The sequence below is a fragment of the Pseudonocardia yunnanensis genome, assembly GCF_039534065.1.
Lineage (GTDB): Bacteria > Actinomycetota > Actinomycetes > Mycobacteriales > Pseudonocardiaceae > Pseudonocardia > Pseudonocardia yunnanensis.
Genome location: NZ_BAAAUS010000008.1, coordinates 204992 through 222995, shown reverse-complemented (window position 1 = coordinate 222995; position 18004 = coordinate 204992). Strand labels below are relative to the sequence as shown.

General features: G+C 70.8%; 14 protein-coding genes. 13 read left to right on the top strand and 1 reads right to left on the bottom strand.

The annotated features are described in order from the left end of the window. Nucleotides 1-1957 precede the first annotated feature (1957 nt). From typA to ABD743_RS12195, 10 genes are all read left to right on the top strand, one after another. Entirely contained in the window at nt 1958-3886 is a 1929-nt protein-coding gene (gene typA, locus ABD743_RS12240) for a translational GTPase TypA (protein WP_344721844.1), read from the top strand. An 83-nt stretch (nt 3887-3969) separates the two neighbouring features. Continuing rightward, entirely contained in the window at nt 3970-5862 is a 1893-nt protein-coding gene (locus ABD743_RS12235; protein ID WP_344721843.1) for an ABC transporter substrate-binding protein, read from the top strand. A 228-nt stretch (nt 5863-6090) separates the two neighbouring features. Further along, nucleotides 6091-7839, top strand: coding sequence for an ABC transporter family substrate-binding protein (locus tag ABD743_RS12230; protein ID WP_344721841.1), 1749 nt, complete (start codon nt 6091-6093; stop codon nt 7837-7839). A 139-nt stretch (nt 7840-7978) separates the two neighbouring features. Continuing rightward, nucleotides 7979-8959, top strand: coding sequence for an ABC transporter permease (locus ABD743_RS12225; protein ID WP_344721839.1), 981 nt, complete (start codon nt 7979-7981; stop codon nt 8957-8959). Next, nucleotides 8952-9893, top strand: coding sequence for an ABC transporter permease (locus tag ABD743_RS12220; protein ID WP_344721837.1), 942 nt, complete (start codon nt 8952-8954; stop codon nt 9891-9893). The genes ABD743_RS12225 and ABD743_RS12220 overlap by 8 nt, the downstream gene beginning before the upstream one ends. Nucleotides 9894-9958: 65 nt before the next feature. Next, nucleotides 9959-11008, top strand: coding sequence for an ABC transporter ATP-binding protein (locus tag ABD743_RS12215; protein WP_344722165.1), 1050 nt, complete (start codon nt 9959-9961; stop codon nt 11006-11008). A 70-nt stretch (nt 11009-11078) separates the two neighbouring features. Further along, nucleotides 11079-12134, top strand: coding sequence for an ABC transporter ATP-binding protein (locus ABD743_RS12210; RefSeq protein ID WP_344721835.1), 1056 nt, complete (start codon nt 11079-11081; stop codon nt 12132-12134). A gap of 84 nt (nt 12135-12218) precedes the next feature. Beyond that, nucleotides 12219-13121, top strand: coding sequence for an N-acetyl-1-D-myo-inositol-2-amino-2-deoxy-alpha-D-glucopyranoside deacetylase (gene mshB, locus ABD743_RS12205; RefSeq protein ID WP_344721833.1), 903 nt, complete (start codon nt 12219-12221; stop codon nt 13119-13121). Then, on the top strand, nt 13114-13512 hold the full coding sequence (locus ABD743_RS12200) for a hypothetical protein (protein WP_344721831.1): 399 nt from the start codon (nt 13114-13116) through the stop codon (nt 13510-13512). The genes mshB and ABD743_RS12200 overlap by 8 nt, the downstream gene beginning before the upstream one ends. After that, entirely contained in the window at nt 13505-14254 is a 750-nt protein-coding gene (locus ABD743_RS12195; RefSeq protein WP_344721829.1) for a hypothetical protein, read from the top strand. Before ABD743_RS12200 ends, ABD743_RS12195 begins: the two co-directional genes overlap by 8 nt. A gap of 10 nt (nt 14255-14264) precedes the next feature. Here ABD743_RS12195 and ABD743_RS12190 read toward each other — a convergent pair whose 3' ends face one another. Beyond that, the gene (locus ABD743_RS12190) at nt 14265-15230 is read right to left on the bottom strand and encodes a GNAT family N-acetyltransferase (protein WP_344721827.1); all 966 of its coding nucleotides are present in this window, start codon (nt 15228-15230) and stop codon (nt 14265-14267) included. A 113-nt stretch (nt 15231-15343) separates the two neighbouring features. Here ABD743_RS12190 and fdxA point away from each other — a divergent pair, with 113 nt between their 5' ends. The 3 genes from fdxA to ABD743_RS12175 are packed head-to-tail and all read left to right on the top strand — an operon-like array spanning nt 15344 to nt 18001. Then, nucleotides 15344-15670, top strand: a complete 327-nt coding sequence (gene fdxA / locus ABD743_RS12185) for a ferredoxin (protein WP_169396823.1) — start codon at nt 15344-15346, stop codon at nt 15668-15670. Nucleotides 15671-15701: 31 nt separating this feature from the next. Then, complete coding sequence (gene dapC, locus ABD743_RS12180; RefSeq protein ID WP_344721825.1) at nt 15702-16799, top strand: succinyldiaminopimelate transaminase; 1098 nt, start codon at nt 15702-15704, stop codon at nt 16797-16799. Next, nucleotides 16796-18001, top strand: a complete 1206-nt coding sequence (locus tag ABD743_RS12175) for an MFS transporter (RefSeq protein WP_344721823.1) — start codon at nt 16796-16798, stop codon at nt 17999-18001. Before dapC ends, ABD743_RS12175 begins: the two co-directional genes overlap by 4 nt. The last annotated feature ends 3 nt before the right edge of the window (nt 18002-18004 follow it).

The following is an 18004-nucleotide window of genomic DNA, read 5'->3' as shown; positions in this document are numbered from 1 at the left end:
TTCGGGGTCGAGAACCGGGTCATGTGCTGCTGCGGGGCCCGAAGCGTTGATCATGGGGTCCACGTGCCGGAGCTGGTGGGGTTCAAGAGGGCGATTGGGGGATCGGTATCGCCCCCGGCGCGACCGGCCGCCGCCGGTTTCGAACACTGAACCGCCCCACCCGGAGTCGGGGATTTCCGCATGATCATCGGTTGGGGGCCGACAGCCGGGTCATGTGCTGCCGTTGGGCCCGAAATGTGGATCAACGGATGCCCCGGAGGGGATCGTCGGCTCGGGTATCGCCCCGGGCGACGGGTTACCGCCGATCTCGGATGGTGGTCCGCCGGGCGGGGTCAGGGGTTGGTTTCGTCATGATCATCGGCTCGGGAGCGGCGGCCGGGTCATGTGCTGCTGTCGGGCCCCGAAGGGTTGATCAAGGAGCCCGGCGGTGCGTTGGGGCAGCGGGGCTCCTCGGCTTCGTCGGGTCGGCCGTGCCGTATGGCCCGCCGGACGAGGGGGCCGCCGATTTCGAATGCTGGACCGGCTGACTGGGGTCGGGGGATTCCGCATGATCATCGGTTAGGGGGTCGAGAATCGGGTTATGCGCTGCTGCGGGGCCCGAGATGTGGATCAACGGATGGCGCCCGGAGGGATCGTCGGTTCGGTATCGCCCTGGGGAACGGTCGCCGTCGATCTCGGACGGTGGTCCGCCGTGGCGGGATGATCATCGGCTCGGGCCCGGCTGCCGGGTTTGTGATCCTGCCGGGCCCGAAGGGTCGATCAAGGGGCCAGGCGGCGTGCCGGGCAGGCGGGTGTCTCGGCTTCGTGGCAGATCGCCCGTGATGTGACGGCCGCCGGGAGACGGGTCGCCGCCGGCTGTGGGCTTTGGACCGCCGGGCCGGGATCAGGTCGCCGGGGTGCTGGTCCGTCATGATCACCGGTTTGGGACCCGCGGCCGGGTCATGTGCTGTTGCGGACCCCCAAAGTGTTGATCAACGCGCCGCCTACCCCGCCCGCGATGCCCCGGAGCCGGCCGCCCTCGACGTGGTCGAGGCAGTCGAGCCGGCAGCGCTCGGATGGACAGGTCCGCGAGTTGTCAGGTCCGGAAGGGCGATCGTTGGCGCGGTATCGCCCCGGCAACGGATCGCCGCCGATCTCGGACGGGCCGGGTTCGGGGGGTGCTGGTTCTGCATGATCATCGGTTCGGGGTCGAGAACCGGGTCATGTGCTGCTGCGGGGCCCGAAACGTTGATCAAGGGGTCCAGCGGTGCGTGTGGGCAGTGTGGTGCCTCGGCTTCGTGGGGTCGGTCGTGCGGTACCGCCGGCCGGCCGAGGGGCCGCCGCCGTTCTCGAACGCTGGACGGCCTGACTGGGGTTGGGGACTTTCCGCATGATCGTCGGTTGGGGACCGACGGGCGGGTCATGCACTGCTGTGGGGCCCCAGGTGTTGATCAACGGAGCGGATGGATCACCGGGCTGCCGGCGCATGGTGATCATCGGTTCGGTGCCAGAAGCCGGGTCCTGCGACGTCGAAGAGTCCGAAGTAGCGATCATCAACGCGCGCCTGGTCGCCCCAGCCCCAGCCCCAGCGAGCAGATCAAGCCCATGCCAAGAGGTGATATCCGACACGTCTTGTGCCCCGGGGAGCGGCGCATCGGGCCGACGGGCGCCGCTTCTCCGCGCCCTTCCCGCCCCAGCCGGCTGGTCGCCGTGTCCCGGAGCCTGCACACCGCAACGCCCCGCGGAGACCGTCCGGCCTCCGGTCGTGGCCGCTCGGCGCGTTCGCGGGCCGAGTCGGTTCAGCTCAGGAGCGCCGGTGCGGCCGTTCGGCGCGGTGCTGCGCCGATCGTGCGGTGCGGCGAGGGCCGTGGGGGAGGTCCCGGTCGTGCTGGGAATCGCGGATCGGGGGCGCCCAGGGCAGCTGAGGCTGCGCTCACTCCCGCGGCAGACCAGGGTGTCGGCCGGGCTATCCTGAATCGTGAGCACAGCAGCATCTACTCTCGCGGCCCCCGCGGACAGTTCTCGCGAGACCCGCGGGACGGGCTCCTCGCTCCGCAACGTCGCCATCGTCGCGCACGTCGACCACGGCAAGACCACTCTCGTCGACGCCATGCTCCGCGCCTCGGGCGCGTTCGGTGAGCGTGCCGCCCTCGTCGACCGGGTCATGGACTCCGGCGACCTGGAGCGGGAAAAGGGCATCACCATCCTCGCCAAGCACACGGCGATCAACTGGCACGGCATGACCGTGAACGTCGTGGACACCCCCGGTCACGCCGACTTCGGCGGCGAGGTCGAGCGCGGACTGTCCATGGTCGACGGCGTCGTGCTCCTCGTCGACGCGAGCGAGGGTCCGCTACCGCAGACCCGTTTCGTGCTTCGCAAGACGCTCGCCGCGGGCCTGCCCGTCGTGCTGGTCGTCAACAAGACCGATCGTCCGGACGCCCGGTGTGCCGAGGTCGTCGACGAGAGCCTCGAGCTCCTCCTGGAGCTGGCCGACGAGCTCGACCTCGACGAGGCCACCACCGCCCACCTGCTCGACCTGCCGGTCGTCTACGCAAGCGGGCGTGCTGGTCGTGCGTCGCGCACGCGGCCGGCCGACGGCGACCTGCCCGACGAGCCCGGCCTCGAGTCGCTCTTCGACGTGATCGCCGCGACGGTCCCGCCGCCCGCGGACGACCCGAACGCTCCGTTGCAGGCCCACGTCACCAACCTCGACGCCACCCCGTTCCTCGGCCGCATCGCGCTGTGCCGGGTCCGGGCGGGCGTGATCCGCCGGGGTCAGCAGGTCGGCTGGTGCACCGCCGACGGCAAGGTCACTCGCGTCAAGATCACCGAACTGCTGCGCACCGAGGCGCTCACCCGCGTCCCGGCCGAGTCGGCGAGCGCAGGCGATCTGGTGGCCGTGGCCGGCATCCCGGACGTCACGATCGGCGACACCCTCGCCGATCCCGAGAACCCGGTGGCCCTGCCGCGCATCCACGTGGACGAGCCGGCGATCTCGGTGACGATCGGCATCAACACCTCGCCGCTCGTGGGTCGTGACGAGCACCCCGGCACCAAGCTCACCGCGCGCCAGGTGAAGGGCCGGCTCGACTCCGAGCTGGTCGGCAACGTCTCCCTGCGCATCCTGCCCACCGAGCGTCCCGACTCCTGGGAGGTGCAGGGCCGCGGCGAGCTGGCGCTGGCCGTGCTCGTGGAGACGATGCGCCGCGAGGGCTTCGAGATGACCGTGGGCAAGCCCGAGGTCGTCACGCGGATGGTCGACGGCAAGCTGCACGAGCCGTTCGAGCAGCTGTCCTGCGACGTGCCCACCGAACACCTCGGCGCCGTCACGCAGCTTCTGGCCAGCCGCAAGGGCGAGCTGAACCAGATGGTCCACGGCGAGACGCGGGTCCGGATGGACTACCGGGTGTCGTCGCGGGGCCTGATCGGCTTCCGCACGGAGTTCCTGACGATCACCCGTGGCGCCGGCATCGCCAGCCACGTCTTCGACGGCTACGGCCCGTGGGTCGGCGAGCTGCGCACCCGGCTGCGCGGATCGTTGATCTCCGACCGCTCCGGGCCCGTCACGGCCTACGCGGTGGACCAGCTGGCCGACCGCGGCGTGCTGTTCGTCGGGCCGGGCACGCTCGTCTACAACGGCATGGTCATCGGTGAGTACACGCGTGCGGAGGACCTCGAGGTCAACATCTGCCGCGAGAAGAAGCTGACGAACATGCGCTCCTCCACCGGCGACGAGCTCGTGAAGCTCACCCCGCCGACGGTGCTCAACCTCGAGCAGGCGCTGGAATTCTGTGCCAACGACGAGTGCGTGGAGGTCACGCCGGAGTCGGTGCGGATCCGCAAGGTCGAACTCGATTCGCACACACGGGCCCGGCAGCGTTCGCGGGCCCGGTCGGTCTCCTGACCGCCCGGTCGGCGCCACCCGGCGGCGGTGCGAGGATGGCCGCCCGCGGGCGGAGTGCTCGCCGGACCAGGTGGAGGTCGAGGGTGTCGGTGCACGTTCCGCTCGCACGGCGTACGGGGGTGGGGCTGTTCCTGCTGCTCGCCGTGTTGCTGGCGGCGTGCACGAACAGCCCTGTCGAGCAGCCCCCACCTCCGCCTGCGCCGGTCCCGTCGCCGCAGCCCGAGCCCACCAAGCTCGTCGTCGGGGTGAGCGAGCTGGGTGCGGGGTTCAACCCGCACCTGCTCGCGGACCAGTCGCCGGTCACCACGGCGCTGTCCACGCTCGTGCTGCCGTCGGTGTTCCGCCCGGACGCGAACGGCGTCCTCCAGCTCGACACCACGGTGGCGACCAGCGCGAAGGTGATCTCCACCGCACCGTTCACGGTCAACTACGAGCTCAACCTCGAGGCGGCCTGGTCGTCGAACGCCCCCATCGCGGCTGAGGACTTCGTCTATCTCTGGGAGCGGATGCGCAGTGAGCCGGGCGTCGCCGACGCCGCCGGCTACCGGTTGATCACCGACGTACGCTCGCGCGCCGGTGGCAAGGCCGTCGACGTCGTGTTCTCCCAGCCCTACCCGGCGTGGAAGACCCTCTTCTCCGGCCTGCTGCCCGCGGCGATCCTCAAGGACGCGCCGGGCTCGTGGACGGGAGCCACCAGCGACGGGCTACCGGCCTCGGGCGGGCCGTTCCGCATCTCGTCGGTGGACCGGGCGCGCGGTGAGATCGTCCTGGATCGCAACGACCTCTACTGGGACACGCCCACGGTGCTCGACCGGCTCGTGCTGCGCAGGATGGACGGGCCTGTGCTGGCCGCCGGCCTGGCGAGCGGCGAGGTGAACGTGGCCCTGCCCGAATCGACACCGGCGATCCGGACGGTCCTCCAGGGGCTGCAGCCCGCCCCCCGGCTGCAGCCCGCGCCCGAGCCCGTTGTCACGCAGCTCGGTATGCGCGGAGACTCCGGTCCGCTGTCCGATCCGCGAGCACGACGCGGCATCGCGTTCCTCGTCGACCGCGATGCGCTACGCAACGCCGTGGCCCCCGAGGCGCTCCCGGCCGACTCCTTCGGGCTCGCGCCTTCGGAGCCGGGTTACGCGTCCACCGCACCTCCCGACGCCCCGCTCCACCCGGATCCGGTGGCGGCGGCCCAGCTGCTGGCTGCGGCGGGCTGGAAGCGCGACGCGTCCACGGGGCGCTGGGACCGCGCCGGTGAGCCGGTCCGGCTCGTGCTGGCGGCCGCCGCCGAACGGCCCGAGGACGTGCGTGTGGCGCAGGTGATCGCGGCGCAGCTGAACGCGGCCGGGATCGACGTCACGGTGATCGCTCCGCCCGGTGTGCAGCTGTTCGGGCAGTCGGAGGTGCCGGCCGTGACGCCCACCCCGACCCCGACGCCCACCTCGACGCCGGAATCCGCAACCGCCACACCGACCCAGCTCCAGCCGGTGCCGCGGGCCGCACGGCTGACTCCCTCGACGACTCCGGCCGCGCCGACGACTCCGGCGACACCACAGGCGTCGTCCGAGGCGACTTCGTCGGCCACGTCGACGCCGTCGCCGTCGCCCACCGGCGGGAGCGTCGAGGCGGACATGATCATCCTCCCGCGCACGGTCGGAAGCGATCTGGGCACCGAACTGGCGTCGGACTTCGGTTGCCCGAACCCCACCGCGCTCGTGCCCGATCCGCCCCGTTCACCGACGGGTTTCTGCTTCCCGGCGCTCCAGCCGTTGTTCGACGAGCTGGTGTCGGCCGACCCGCGGCCCACCACGGCGGGGGTTGTGGAACGAGTGCTGTGGGCACAGTTGCCTGCTCTTCCGCTCTTCCAGCCCGAGAATCTGGTCGTCAGCACGCCTGCGGCCGACACGGCTACGGGCGTCACTCCGGGGCCGCTGTCCACTGGTCCGTTGACGGGGGCCCAGCGCTGGCGTCCCACGAAAGAGTGACATGATGCGCGCCGAACGGGTTACCGCTAAGTAATCTGATTGTGTCGGTGTGTTCAGCCCTGATCACCCTTTCATCACGATCAGTGAACCTCGGGTGTACGGGTGAGACCTCGGTTCCTACCGTGCCCTGGGTCGGTACGCCCGGTTCGACGACATGACCCGGGTCAGTCGCCTGGCGCATGTGAGCGTCCGACCAGGACGGTCCCGTAGATGAGAGGTCAGGAATCGATGAGCAGAACGAGGGCTGCGTCCCTTGCCGCGGTGGTCGCGGCGGCGGCGCTGGTGCTCGCCGCGTGCGGTGGCGGTGGCGGGGGGAGTGAGGACGCTTCGGAGGGCGGGGTCTACGCCGACTGCGCAACGAGCCCGAACACCTGCAACTCGGTGCCGGCCGACCAGCTGCAGCAGGGCGGGACGATCACCGTCGCGTCCGAGAAGAACATCGACAACTGGAACGTCATCTCCGCCGAGGGGAACGTCGACTGGACGGGCATGGCCACCAAGCCGCTCGTCCCGTACGCCTTCTACACCGCGCCCGACCTCAAGTCGACGATGAACACCGACCTGCTCACGTCGGCCGAGGTCACGAGCGACAACCCGTTCACCGTCACGTACAAGATCAAGCCCGAGGCCGTCTGGAACGACGGGACCCCGATCTCGGCCGACGACTTCGTGATGAACTGGAAGTGGCAGAACGGCCGTGACTGCCCCGACTGCCAGACGGCGGGCAACGGCGGGTACGACCTCGTCACCAGCATCGTCGGCTCCGACGGCGGCAAGACGGTCACGGCGACGTTCAGCAGGCCTTACACCGACTGGCAGGGTCTCTTCGCCTCGGGCTCGCCGCTCTACCCGGCACACATCGGTGCCCAGCAGGGCGACCTCAACACCCCGGCGGGGCAGGCGGCCGCGTTCAACTACTTCGGCTCAACCCCGCCGAACTGGACCGGTGGCCCGTTCCAGGTGAAGAGCTGGGAGAACAACGTCGCGCTGACGCTGGTGCCCAACCCGAAGTGGTACGGCGCCACCAAGCCGAAGCTGGACCAGATCATCTTCCGCGTCATCACCGACGCGACGCAGGAGCCGATCGCCCTGCAGAACAACGAGGTCCAGGTGCTGTTCCCGCAGCCGCAGGTTGACCTGGTGTCGCAGCTGCAGCAGATCCCGAACGTCTCGCAGTTCCAGAACCAGGGTCTGACCTGGGAGCACTTCGACTTCAACCTGCAGAACAAGTTCCTGGCCGACAAGGCGCTGCGTCAGGCCCTGTTCACCGCGGTGAACCGCCAGGAGATCATCGACAAGACGGTGGGGCAGTTCAACAAGGACGTCAAGCCGTTGAACAACCACATGTTCATCCCGCAGCAAGAGGGCTACCAGGACAACATCACCGCGACGGGCCAGGGCACCGGTGACATCGAGGCGGCGAAGAAGATCCTCACCGACGCCGGCTACACGGGCGTCGGCACCGCGCTGGTGGCTCCGGACGGCCAGGCCGTCCCGACCCTGCGGATGCGGTACACCACGGGCAACGCCGTGCGGCAGAACGAGTGCGAGCTCTTCGCCGGCTACGCCAAGCAGCTGGGTGTGAACATCGACATCACCACCACCGACTCGTTGGGTGACACCACCACGTCGGGTGACTACGACGTGATCGTGTTCGGCTGGATCCAGTCGCCGTACGCCTTCAACGGCGCGCAGCAGCTGTGGTTGTCCAACTCGGGCAGCAACTACGGCAAGTACCAGAACCCCGCGATGGACGAGCTGATCAACGAGGCTGCGGCGTCCACGGACGTCGCCGACGCCACGGCCAAGCTCAACCAGGCCGACGAGATGCTGTCCGCGGACGCGTACGTCCTGCCGCTGTACCAGAAGCCGACGCTGGCCGCGGTGCAGAACAACATCGGCAACGTCCGCAACAACTCCTCGCTCGACGGCATCAGCTACAACACGTCGGAGTGGGGCATCAAGGCCTCCAGTTGACCTACCCGCGGGGTGCCCATGACGGTCGGCCGTCACGGGCACCCCGCCGGGTCGTACCCTTGATTAGTCAACAAGGGCGGTGCTCACCTGCAGCCGCCCACCGGCCGCCCCTCCGCCCGGAAGAAGCAGGACGACCTCCATGCTCGCTTTCGCCGTGCGCAGGATCCTCATATCGATCCCGATCCTGCTGCTCGCCTCGTTCATCGTGTTCGCGCTGGGCGTCAGCTCCGGCAACCCACTGGCGCCGCTTCTGGAGAAGAACCCACCGGCGCCCCCCAACGTCATCGCCGCCGAGACGGCGCGGCTGCACCTCGACCAGCCGCTGATCCCGCGTTACTTCTCCTGGCTGGGCGGACTGCTCCACGGGGACTTCGGCCCGTCGGTCATCTCCACCCAGAACATCGGTACCGAGCTGGGCACCCGGTTCTGGGTGACGATCCGGCTGATCGCGCTCGCGATGGTGATCGCGCTCGTCCTCGCCGTCGTGGTGGGCGTGCTGAGCGCCGTGAAGCAGTACACGGTCACCGACTACACCACCACGTTCCTGGGCTTCCTGTTCCTCGCCATGCCGTCGTTCTGGCTGGCCATCCTGCTCAAGCAGGGCGGGATCGAGTTCAACAAAGCCGTCGACGCGCAGGTGGTCTACACGATCGGGGCGACGTCGATCCCGCCGCCACCCGGCACCGGCGCGCAGATCGTCGACGTGCTCGGGCACATGGTGCTGCCCACCATCGCGCTCGCCCTCATCTCCTACGCGTCCTGGAGCCGGTTCACGCGCGCCTCGATGCTCGAGGTGATGAACAGCGACTACGTGCGGCTCGCCCGGTCGAAAGGACTCTCGCGCCGCACCGTCATGGTCAAGCACGCGCTGCGCACCGCGCTCATCCCGCTGACCACGGTCACCGCGCTCGACATCGCGTCGATCATCGGTGGCGCCGTCGTCACGGAAACCGTGTTCCAGTGGAAGGGCATGGGTGACTTCCTGCTGAACGCCATCCGCACCGAGGACGTCTATGCCGCCTCGTCGTGGCTGCTCCTCACGGGAGTCATCGTCGTGTTGTTCAACCTGATCGCCGACCTGCTGTACGGCGTACTCGACCCCAGGATCCGCTATGCGTGAGGTAGCCCCGACGCCCGAGACCACGCCCGTCCCGGCCCCCGGGCCCGGCCGGGTGCCTGCGGCCGAGCGCGAGTTCACCGTGGCCGAGCGCAGCCAGGCGCAACTGGTGCTGCGGCGGTTCCTGCAGCACAGGGCAGCGATGATCAGCCTCGTCGTCCTGGTGCTCGTGGTGCTGCTCGCCTACGTGGGCGGCTTGCTGTGGCACTACCAGGCCGGTGACATCACGCCGGACAACTCTCAGCCCCCGTCGCTCGACCACCCGTTCGGCACCGACGCCGTGGGCAAGGACCAGTTCGCGGAGGTGCTGCGCGGCACCCGGATCTCGCTCCAGGTGGCGGTGTCCGTCGCGGTGTTCGCCACGGTGGTCGGCACCGTCTGGGGTTCGCTCGCGGGTTACTTCGGCGGCCGCACCGACTCGCTGCTCATGCGGCTCGCCGACCTGATCCTGACCCTGCCGCTGATCGCGGTGGCCGCGATGCTGGCCCACAACTTCGGCGGTACCTGGTACCTCATCGCGGTGGTGATCGCGGTGCTCTACGCCCCGTACGTCTCGCGCGTCTCCCGCGGCGTGGTGCTGTCACTGCGGGAGAAGGAGTACATCGAGGCCGCCCGAGCGCTCGGTGCCACGAACACCCGCATCATCATGCGTCACCTCGTGCCCAATGCGCTCGGCGCGATCCTCGTCAACCTGACGATTCTCGTCGCGCTCGCCATCCTCCTGGAGACGGCGCTGTCCTACCTGGGCTTCGGCGTGCAGACCCCCGACACGTCGCTCGGCCTGCTCGTCAGCCAGGCGCAGACGGCGCTCACCACCCGGCCGTGGCTCTTCTACTTCCCCGGGCTGTTCATCATCCTGATCGCTCTCACCATCAACTTCATCGGTGACGGTCTGCGCGACGCGCTCGACCCGCAGCAGAGGAAGGTGCGCCAGTGACGGAGGACCCCCTCGCCGTCTCGACCACCGCGACCACTCGGCGAAACGGTTCCGCACACGAGCTCGTGCTGGAGGTCAGCGACCTCACCGTCGGCTTCCCGAGCGACGACGGGCTGGTGCAGGCGGTGCGCGGAGTCAGCTACGGGCTGCGCGCCGGAGAGGTCCTCGGGATCGTCGGGGAGTCCGGCTCCGGCAAGTCCGTCACCTCGCTCGCGGTGATGGGGCTGCTGCCGGGCAACGCGAAGGTGTCGGGTTCGGTGCGCTTCCGGGGCAAGGAGCTGCTGGGCGCGCCGGAGTCGGAACTGAACACGGTGCGCGGGCGCAGCGTGGCGATGATCTTCCAGGACCCCATGACGTCGCTGAACCCGGTGTACTCGGTGGGCTACCAGATCGCCGAGGCCGTCCGCGCTCATCACAACGTCAGCAAGGCCGCCGCCCTCGACCGGGCCGCCGAGCTGCTCGACACCGTGCGCATCCCGAACCCGCGCCAGCGCCTGGAGAACTACCCGCACGAGATGTCGGGCGGCATGCGCCAGCGCGTCGTGATCGCGATCGCGATGGCCAACGACCCCGACGTGATCATCGCCGACGAGCCCACCACCGCGCTCGACGTCACGGTGCAGGCGCAGATCATGGACGCCCTGCAGCTCGCGCAGCAGGAGACCGGCGCTGCGATGGTGCTGATCACGCACGACCTCGGCGTCATCGCAGGCCAGGCCGACCGCGTGATGGTGATGTACGCGGGCAAGCTCGTGGAGGTCGGCACGGCGGAGGACGTGTTCTACACCCCGCGGATGCCCTACACGTTCGGGCTGCTGGGCAGCCTGCCGAGGCTCGACCGGCCCAGCGAGCGGCTCACCCCGATCGAGGGTTCGCCGCCGTCCGTGGTCAACATGCCGCCGGGGTGCCCGTTCACCCCGCGCTGCCCGCTGGCCGTGGCCATCTGCGACGAGGTCGAGCCGGACCTGGAGATCACCACGGGGCCCGGTCACCTCGCCGCCTGCCACCGCTCCGACGCGCTAGTCGGCGCGAGCCCCGGCGACGTGTTCGAGACCGAGGTGGTCGACACGGAGGCGCTTGCGCACTTCGTGAACGAGGACGAGGGGAAGGCATGAGCGAGCTCGCGAGCGAATCATCGACACAGCGCCCGCGCGAAGCGCCGGCCGAGGGCAGCGAGGGCGAGCGATGAGTGCGCCGGCGATAGACCACAGCGGTTCGGCCGCTGCCGGTTCCGAGCCGATCCTGTCGGCCCGCAACCTGGTCAAGCACTTCCCGATCCGTTCGACGGGCCTCATCCGGCGCCAGGTCGGCACGGTGCACGCCGTGTGCGACGTGTCGTTCGACCTCGGCCGTGGCGAGACGCTCGGGTTGGTCGGCGAGTCGGGGTGCGGCAAGTCGACCACGGCGCGGATGGTCCTGAACCTCATCGAGGCCACGTCGGGCGAGGTGCTCTACGACGGCACCAACCTCACCACGCTGCCGCCGAAGAAGATGCGCGAGCTGCGCCAGGACCTGCAGATCGTGTTCCAGGACCCCTACGCCTCGCTCGATCCGCGGATGCCGGTGAACGAGATCGTGGCCGAGCCGCTGCGCATCCACGACCGGTACGACCGGGGCGGACGCACCGCGGTGCAGGATCTGCTGCGCACGGTCGGGCTCAAGCCCGAGCACGGCAACCGGTTCCCGCACGAGTTCTCGGGCGGACAGCGCCAGCGGATCGGGGTGGCCCGGGCGCTCGCCCTGCGGCCCAAGGTGCTTGTGCTCGACGAGCCGGTGTCCGCCCTCGACGTCTCGATCCAGGCGGGCGTGCTCAACCTGCTCGACGAGCTTCAGGCCGAGCTGGGTCTGTCCTACCTGTTCGTCTCGCACGACCTGTCGGTGGTGCGCCACATCGCCAACCGGATCGCCGTCATGTACCTGGGACGGATCGTGGAGACGGGCACGGCGAGTGAGCTGTTCGAGGGCCCCGCACACCCCTACACCCAGGCGCTCATCTCGGCGATCCCGCTGCCCGACCCTCGCAAGCAGCGGGCCAGGGAGCGGATCACGGTGGTCGGCGACGTGCCCAGTCCGGCCGACCCGCCCAGCGGGTGCCGGTTCCGCACGCGCTGCCCGAAGTTCGCCGCCGAGCTGAGCGACGCCGAGCGCAGCCGGTGTGTGGACGAGATCCCGCAGTTGGTGGACCGCGGCCAGGGCCACCCGGCCGCGTGTCACTACGCGGAGCGCAAGAGCCTGATCTGACGTGGGAGCGAGCGTTCGGCAGGCGACGGTGCCCGGCGGACAGCGTGATCAGCGCACCGCCGGGGCCGCCCGTAGAGTGCGCTCGTGACGCTCGTTCCCCGGCGCCGGCTGCTGCTGGTGCACGCCCACCCGGACGACGAGACGCTTGCCACCGGCGGCACGATCGCGCACTACGCGGCCGAGGCGGACACCTCGGTCACCGTGGTGACCTGCACCCTCGGCGAGCAGGGTGAGGTGATCCCGCCGGAGCTCGCGCTGCTCGCCCCCGACGAGGCCGACCAACTCGGCGGCTACCGGATCGGTGAGCTCGCCGGCGCCTGCGCCGCGCTGGGGGTGCGGGATCACCGGTTCCTCGGCGGCGCGGGGCGCTGGCGCGACTCGGGCATGGCACTCGCAGGCCACGGCGTCCGCGCCGCCACACCGGAGCACCTGCATCCGCGGGCGTTCGCGCGCCCGGAGTCGTTCGCCGAACAGGTGGACGCGCTGGTCGCCGTGCTGGACGAGGTGCGCCCCCAGGTGGTGGTGACGTACGCGGCCGATGGCGGCTACGGCCATCCCGACCACGTCCGGGCCCACGAGATCACCGTGGCCGCGGTGGCGCGGGTGCCGGCCAAGCTGTACTTCAGCGTGATCGCCCGCTCCACACTCGATGCCGGGCTGGCCGCGCTCGCCACGGCCACCGGGCTGCCGTTCCGCCTGCCGGCGCCCGACGAGCTGCCCAGCGTGCCCGACAAGGCGATCGGCGCGCGCGTCGACGTCAGTGGGCAGCGCGGGGCACGAATCGCGGCCATGCGGGCGCACGCCACCCAGATCGCGCTCTGGGAGAGCGGCGACGTCGTCGCGCTCGCCATGAGCAACCTCGTTGCCCAACCGCTGCTCGACGTGGAGGAGTACGTGGCGGCCGACGATGCCGGTGGGCCCGTGGAGGATCTGATCGAGGACCTCTTCGACGGTGCCGGCGACGGGTCCGGCGACGGCGATGAGTGAGCCCGTGAAGCCCGAGCCACCCACGACGTCCGACGGCGCTGTGCTCGGTCTGCTCGTCGTCGACGGCGTGTTGCTCGGCGCGTTGGGACTGGTGCTCACGCCGCTCTACGTAGGTGGTGTGCCGGTGCCGGTGGGCGTGGTGCTCTCGGTGCTGATCGTGCCGTGGCTCGTGTTCCGGGCCGCCGAGGTCGACCCACGGCCGTCACGGGCGGGGGCGCCGCTGCTGGCGTGGGTGGTCGCCGTCGCGGTGCTCGGTCTCACCGGGCCGGGCGGTGACGTGATGCTGCCCGCCACGTGGCAGTCGCTCCTGTTGGTCATCGGTGGTATCGGGGCGGGGCTGTGGGCCCTGCGCAGCGTGCTCAACTCGGAGCACGGGAGGAACGGTGGCTGAGGCGATCCCCGACTCGGCGATCGTCGCGGTACTGCGGCCGTTCGTGCGCGCGACCCGTCCGGTGCTCACCGGCCTGCGCGAGTCCGACCCGTTCGACCTGCGGGCGCGCGTTCTGTCCTCCGGCAACGGCGAGCGCGGCCTGGGGGAGAAGCTGCTCGACATGGTGGCCGCCGTCGAGGTGCCGGGCACCGCGGCCTGGGCTGCGATGGACATCCCCGCCCGCTCGCGCTGGTGGGTGCACCGCGTCGGCCGGTTCACCACCCTGGTCGCCGCTGTGCCCGGGCTGGGCGGCGCGTGGCTGAGCCGGCTGCCTCTGTCGAAGGTGCTCGGCGCCGCAGGGCAGGGGCTGCTGCTCGTCGCGATCGCGGGTGAGCACGGCGTCCACGACGAGGAAGAGCTCGTGAAGCTGCTGGGCGCGGTGATGTTCCAGCGCGAGCTGACGGTGCAGCCGCCGAGCAAGGCGGATGACGTCGCTGCCGACGCGCGCGCCGCCGAGCTGACCGGCGATCTCGACGAACCGGGGCGACCACCCACGGTGAGGCGGGTGGCGAACGCGGTGTGGCGGCTCGGGCGCGCCCTGCTCGCCGTGGAGGACGAGTTGGACAAGCGCCCGCACGGAAACATCCTGCACGAGGGCCTGGGAATGCTGCCGGTTGTCGGAGCGGTGGGGAAGTACCTCGGTGAGTGGTCGGGACTCAAGCGTGCTGCGCGTGACGCCGAGAAGCGCCTGCAGAGCCGGTGACGGGGCGGCCTCAGCCTGTCGGCGGCACGAGATAGCGGTACTGGTGGTGCTCCACGTAGCCGAGCCGGTCGTAGAGCGCCATGGCCCCCGTGTTGTGCAGCGCCACCTGCAGCACGGCCCAGCGCGCGCCGTGCCCGCTGCCCCACTCCGCCGCCGAGGCGAGCAACGCGGTTGCGAGCCCCTGGCGCCGTGCCGCCGGGGCCACCTCCAGCACGGACATGTGCAGGTGATCCTCCACCACGGTCGCGCGCACGCACCCGATGACCGTCCCGTCCGGGCCGGCGATCTGGCCGAACGCGGTGCGAGGGTCGCCGCCCGGATCCAGGACGTGCCGCTGCGCAGCTGTCGGGAGATCACCGAGCCCCAGCCGCCACCATCCGTCGGAGGGGCGCTCGGGCAGCTCCACACGTGGGTCGTGGGTGCCCTGCAGCGGCGCCACCAGCACCGCGACTTCCGCGCCCCGCTCGTGCGCCACGTCGAGCCCCCAGCCCTCGGCCGCCACCGCCTTGTCCCAGGGCGAGCCCGCCGGGACCTGCACGCGTGGCCGGATCCCGTGCTCGCCCGCGAAGGCGCGCACGGCGTCGAGCGCCGCCGGAACGGGCATCCCGGGGTCCCCGATCGCGAGTCCGGCGTTGGCCCGGCCGGTGAAGCCGTCCGCCGCGCGGAGCCGCCAGGCGCCGAGTCGCCGGTCCACCACGGCGGGCCAGGCGTCCGCGCAGAGGGCCTCGAGCCGTGTCACCGCAGCAAGCGGTGCCCGCCGTGGTGGCGCGGGCGGTACGGCGCGCACGGCGACAACGGCGGCGCGGTCGACGCGCACCGGGCCGCGCCGGGTCTCCACCAGCACCGCGCCCGGGCCGTCCGGACGGAGCTCGCCGACGGCGTCGGTGTAGAGCGGCCGTCCATCACGGTCGCCGATCCGGTACCGCAGCGCCACCCGTTCGCCGATGAGCTCGCTCGCTATCTCCACCAGCCCCATCTGTCCAGGATCCCGCTGTCGGTACGAGCCTCGTCACACTCCCCCGACTCCCGCTCGAAAGGGCAGCCGGGACATACTGGAACCCATCTGAACGCCCGAGTGGAGGACCACCCGTGACCTACGTGATCGCCGAGCCCTGCGTCGACCTACTGGACAAGGCGTGCATCGAAGAGTGTCCGGTGGATTGCATCTACGAGGGCGGCCGGATGCTCTACATCCACCCTGACGAGTGTGTCGACTGCGGAGCGTGCGAGCCGGTCTGCCCCGTCGAGGCGATCTACTACGAGGACGACGTCCCCGAACAGTGGAGCGCGTACACGAAGGCGAATGTCGACTTCTTCGACGAGCTGGGCTCACCCGGCGGCGCGTCGAAGATCGGCAAGGTCGAGCGCGACGTCGAGCCCGCGCTGAGCCTGCCGCCGCAGCAGCACGACGAGTGAGGAGACTCGAACCTGTGACAGCCGCTGCAGCATGGTGAAGATCGACCTCCCGGACTTTCCCTGGGATTCCCTCGCCGAGGACACCAAGCTCGCCAAGGCCCACCCGGGCGGGATCGTGGATCTGTCGGTGGGCACCCCCGTCGACCCCGTTCCGGGCGTGGTGCGGGCAGCGCTCACCGGTCCGGCTGCGGACGTTCCCGGCTATCCGACCACCCACGGGCCCGACTCACTGCGCGAGGCGATCGCGGGCGCCATGGCCCGCCGGTTCGGCGTCACGGTCGATCCGGTCGCGGTCGTGCCCACGATCGGTCTCAAGGAGACCGTCGCGTGGCTGCCCACGATGCTGGGCGCCGGTGCGGGCGACACGGTCGTGATCCCCGAGCTGGCGTACCCGACCTACGAGGTCGGTGCCCGGCTGGCCGGGGCCGACTTCGTCCGCTCGGACTCCACCATCGCGCTGGGTCCGCGGCGGGTCGCCCTGGTGTGGCTGAACTCCCCGTCCAATCCGACGGGGCGGGTGCTGCCGGCCGAGCACATGCGCAAGGTCGTGGAGTGGGCCCGCGAGCGCGGAGCCGTGGTGGCGTCCGACGAGTGCTACCTGTCGCTCGCGCCCACCGAACAGCGTGCGGTGTCGGTGCTGCATCCCGACGTCTGCGGCGGCTCCCACGAGGGCCTGCTGGCCCTGCACTCCATGTCGAAGACCTCGAACATGGCCGGTTACCGCGCCTCGTTCGTGACGGGTGACCCAGCGCTGGTCGCGAGCCTGCTGGAGCTGCGCAAGCACATCGGCATGATGGTGCCGCGGCCGGTGCAGGCCGCGTTGGCCGCCGCGACGTCCGACGATGCGCACGTGACGGCGCAGGCCGAGATCTACGTCCGGCGCCGGGCCACGCTGCGAGCCGCGGTGGAGGCCGCCGGTATGCGCGTGGACCACTCCGAAGCCGGGTTGTACCTGTGGGCCACCGCGGGGGAGGACTCCCGGTTGACGGTGCACAGGCTGGCGAAGCAGGGTGTCCTGGTGGCGCCAGGCGAGTTCTACGGACCGGCGGGAACCCAGCACGTGCGGGTCGCCCTCACCGCGTCCGACGAGCGGATCGCGGCGGCGGCGGAGCGGTTACCAGCAGCGTGACCACCGGCTCCGGGACGACGTCGTCCAGCGGGGCCGGAGCGGGAACAGTCCGGCCGGTCGTCGTGCTGCTCGGGTTGCTCGCCCTCGCGGCGAACCTCCGTGCGGCGCTGGCGGGCTACCCACCGCTCTTGGAGACCGTCCGCGAGGACCTCGGGACGTCCGCGGGTGTCGCCGGGTTCGTGCAGGCCTCCGCCGTGTTGATGATGGCGGCCGGCTCCTTCGCCGGCTCCGCGCTGGGCGCCAGGTTCGGCCGGGAACGTGCGCTGGGCGTCTCCGTCGCGATCCTCACGCTGGGCAGCGTGGTGCGCGGCGTTCCGGCGCTGGCCGCGCTGATCGTGGGGAGCCTGCTCGTCGGGCTCGGTATCGGGCTTGCCGGCGTGCTGCTCGCCGGTGTCGTCAAGGAACACCTCGCCGAACGGGCCGGCGCCGTCACCGGCGGCTATGTGGTCTCCATGGCGATCGGCGCCACCATCGCGAGCGCCCTGGCCGTGCCGCTGGCCGCGGCGCTGGGGGGCTGGTCGTTCTCGCTCGCGGTGTGGGCCGTACCCGCTGCGCTTGCCGTGGTGATCTGGGTGCCGGTGGCGCGGCGCGTGGGCGCGCCCGACCGGGCCGCCGTACGCCATCCGCTGCCGTGGCGGCACGGGTTCGCCCGCATCGTGGCCAGCTACCAGGCCGGTACATCGCTGCTGTTCTACGGCTGGATCACCTGGTTGCCGCCGTTCTACGAGTCTCAGGGCTGGAGCCCGGGACGCGCAGGACTGCTGCTCGCCGTGTGGAGCGTCTCGCAGATCCCTGCCGCCCTCATCGTCCCGATCCTCGCGGAGCGGCACCGGCGCTGGCGGTTCTGGGCCGGGCTGACGCTCGGCTGTGTCGCGGTCGGCACGCTCGGTGTGATGCTGGTTCCGATGCCGGGCACGGCCGTCCCGTGGATGTGGGCGGTGCTGTTGGGCATCGGGGTGGGGGCCGGCTTCCCGCTCGGCCTCACCGTGATCGCCTGGCGCACACCCGACGGTGCGGCGAACGCGGCCACCAGCGGGCTCGCGCTCGGTGTCGGGTACATCAGCGCGGGCCTCGGCCCGTTGCTGATGGGCGTGCTGATCGACCTCACGAAGGGTTTCCCCGCCGCGATCGCGGTGCTGCTGGCTGCGGCCGCGCTCCAGGGCTGGGCGATCTGGCGGATCGGCGACCGGCCGGCCGCCTGACCC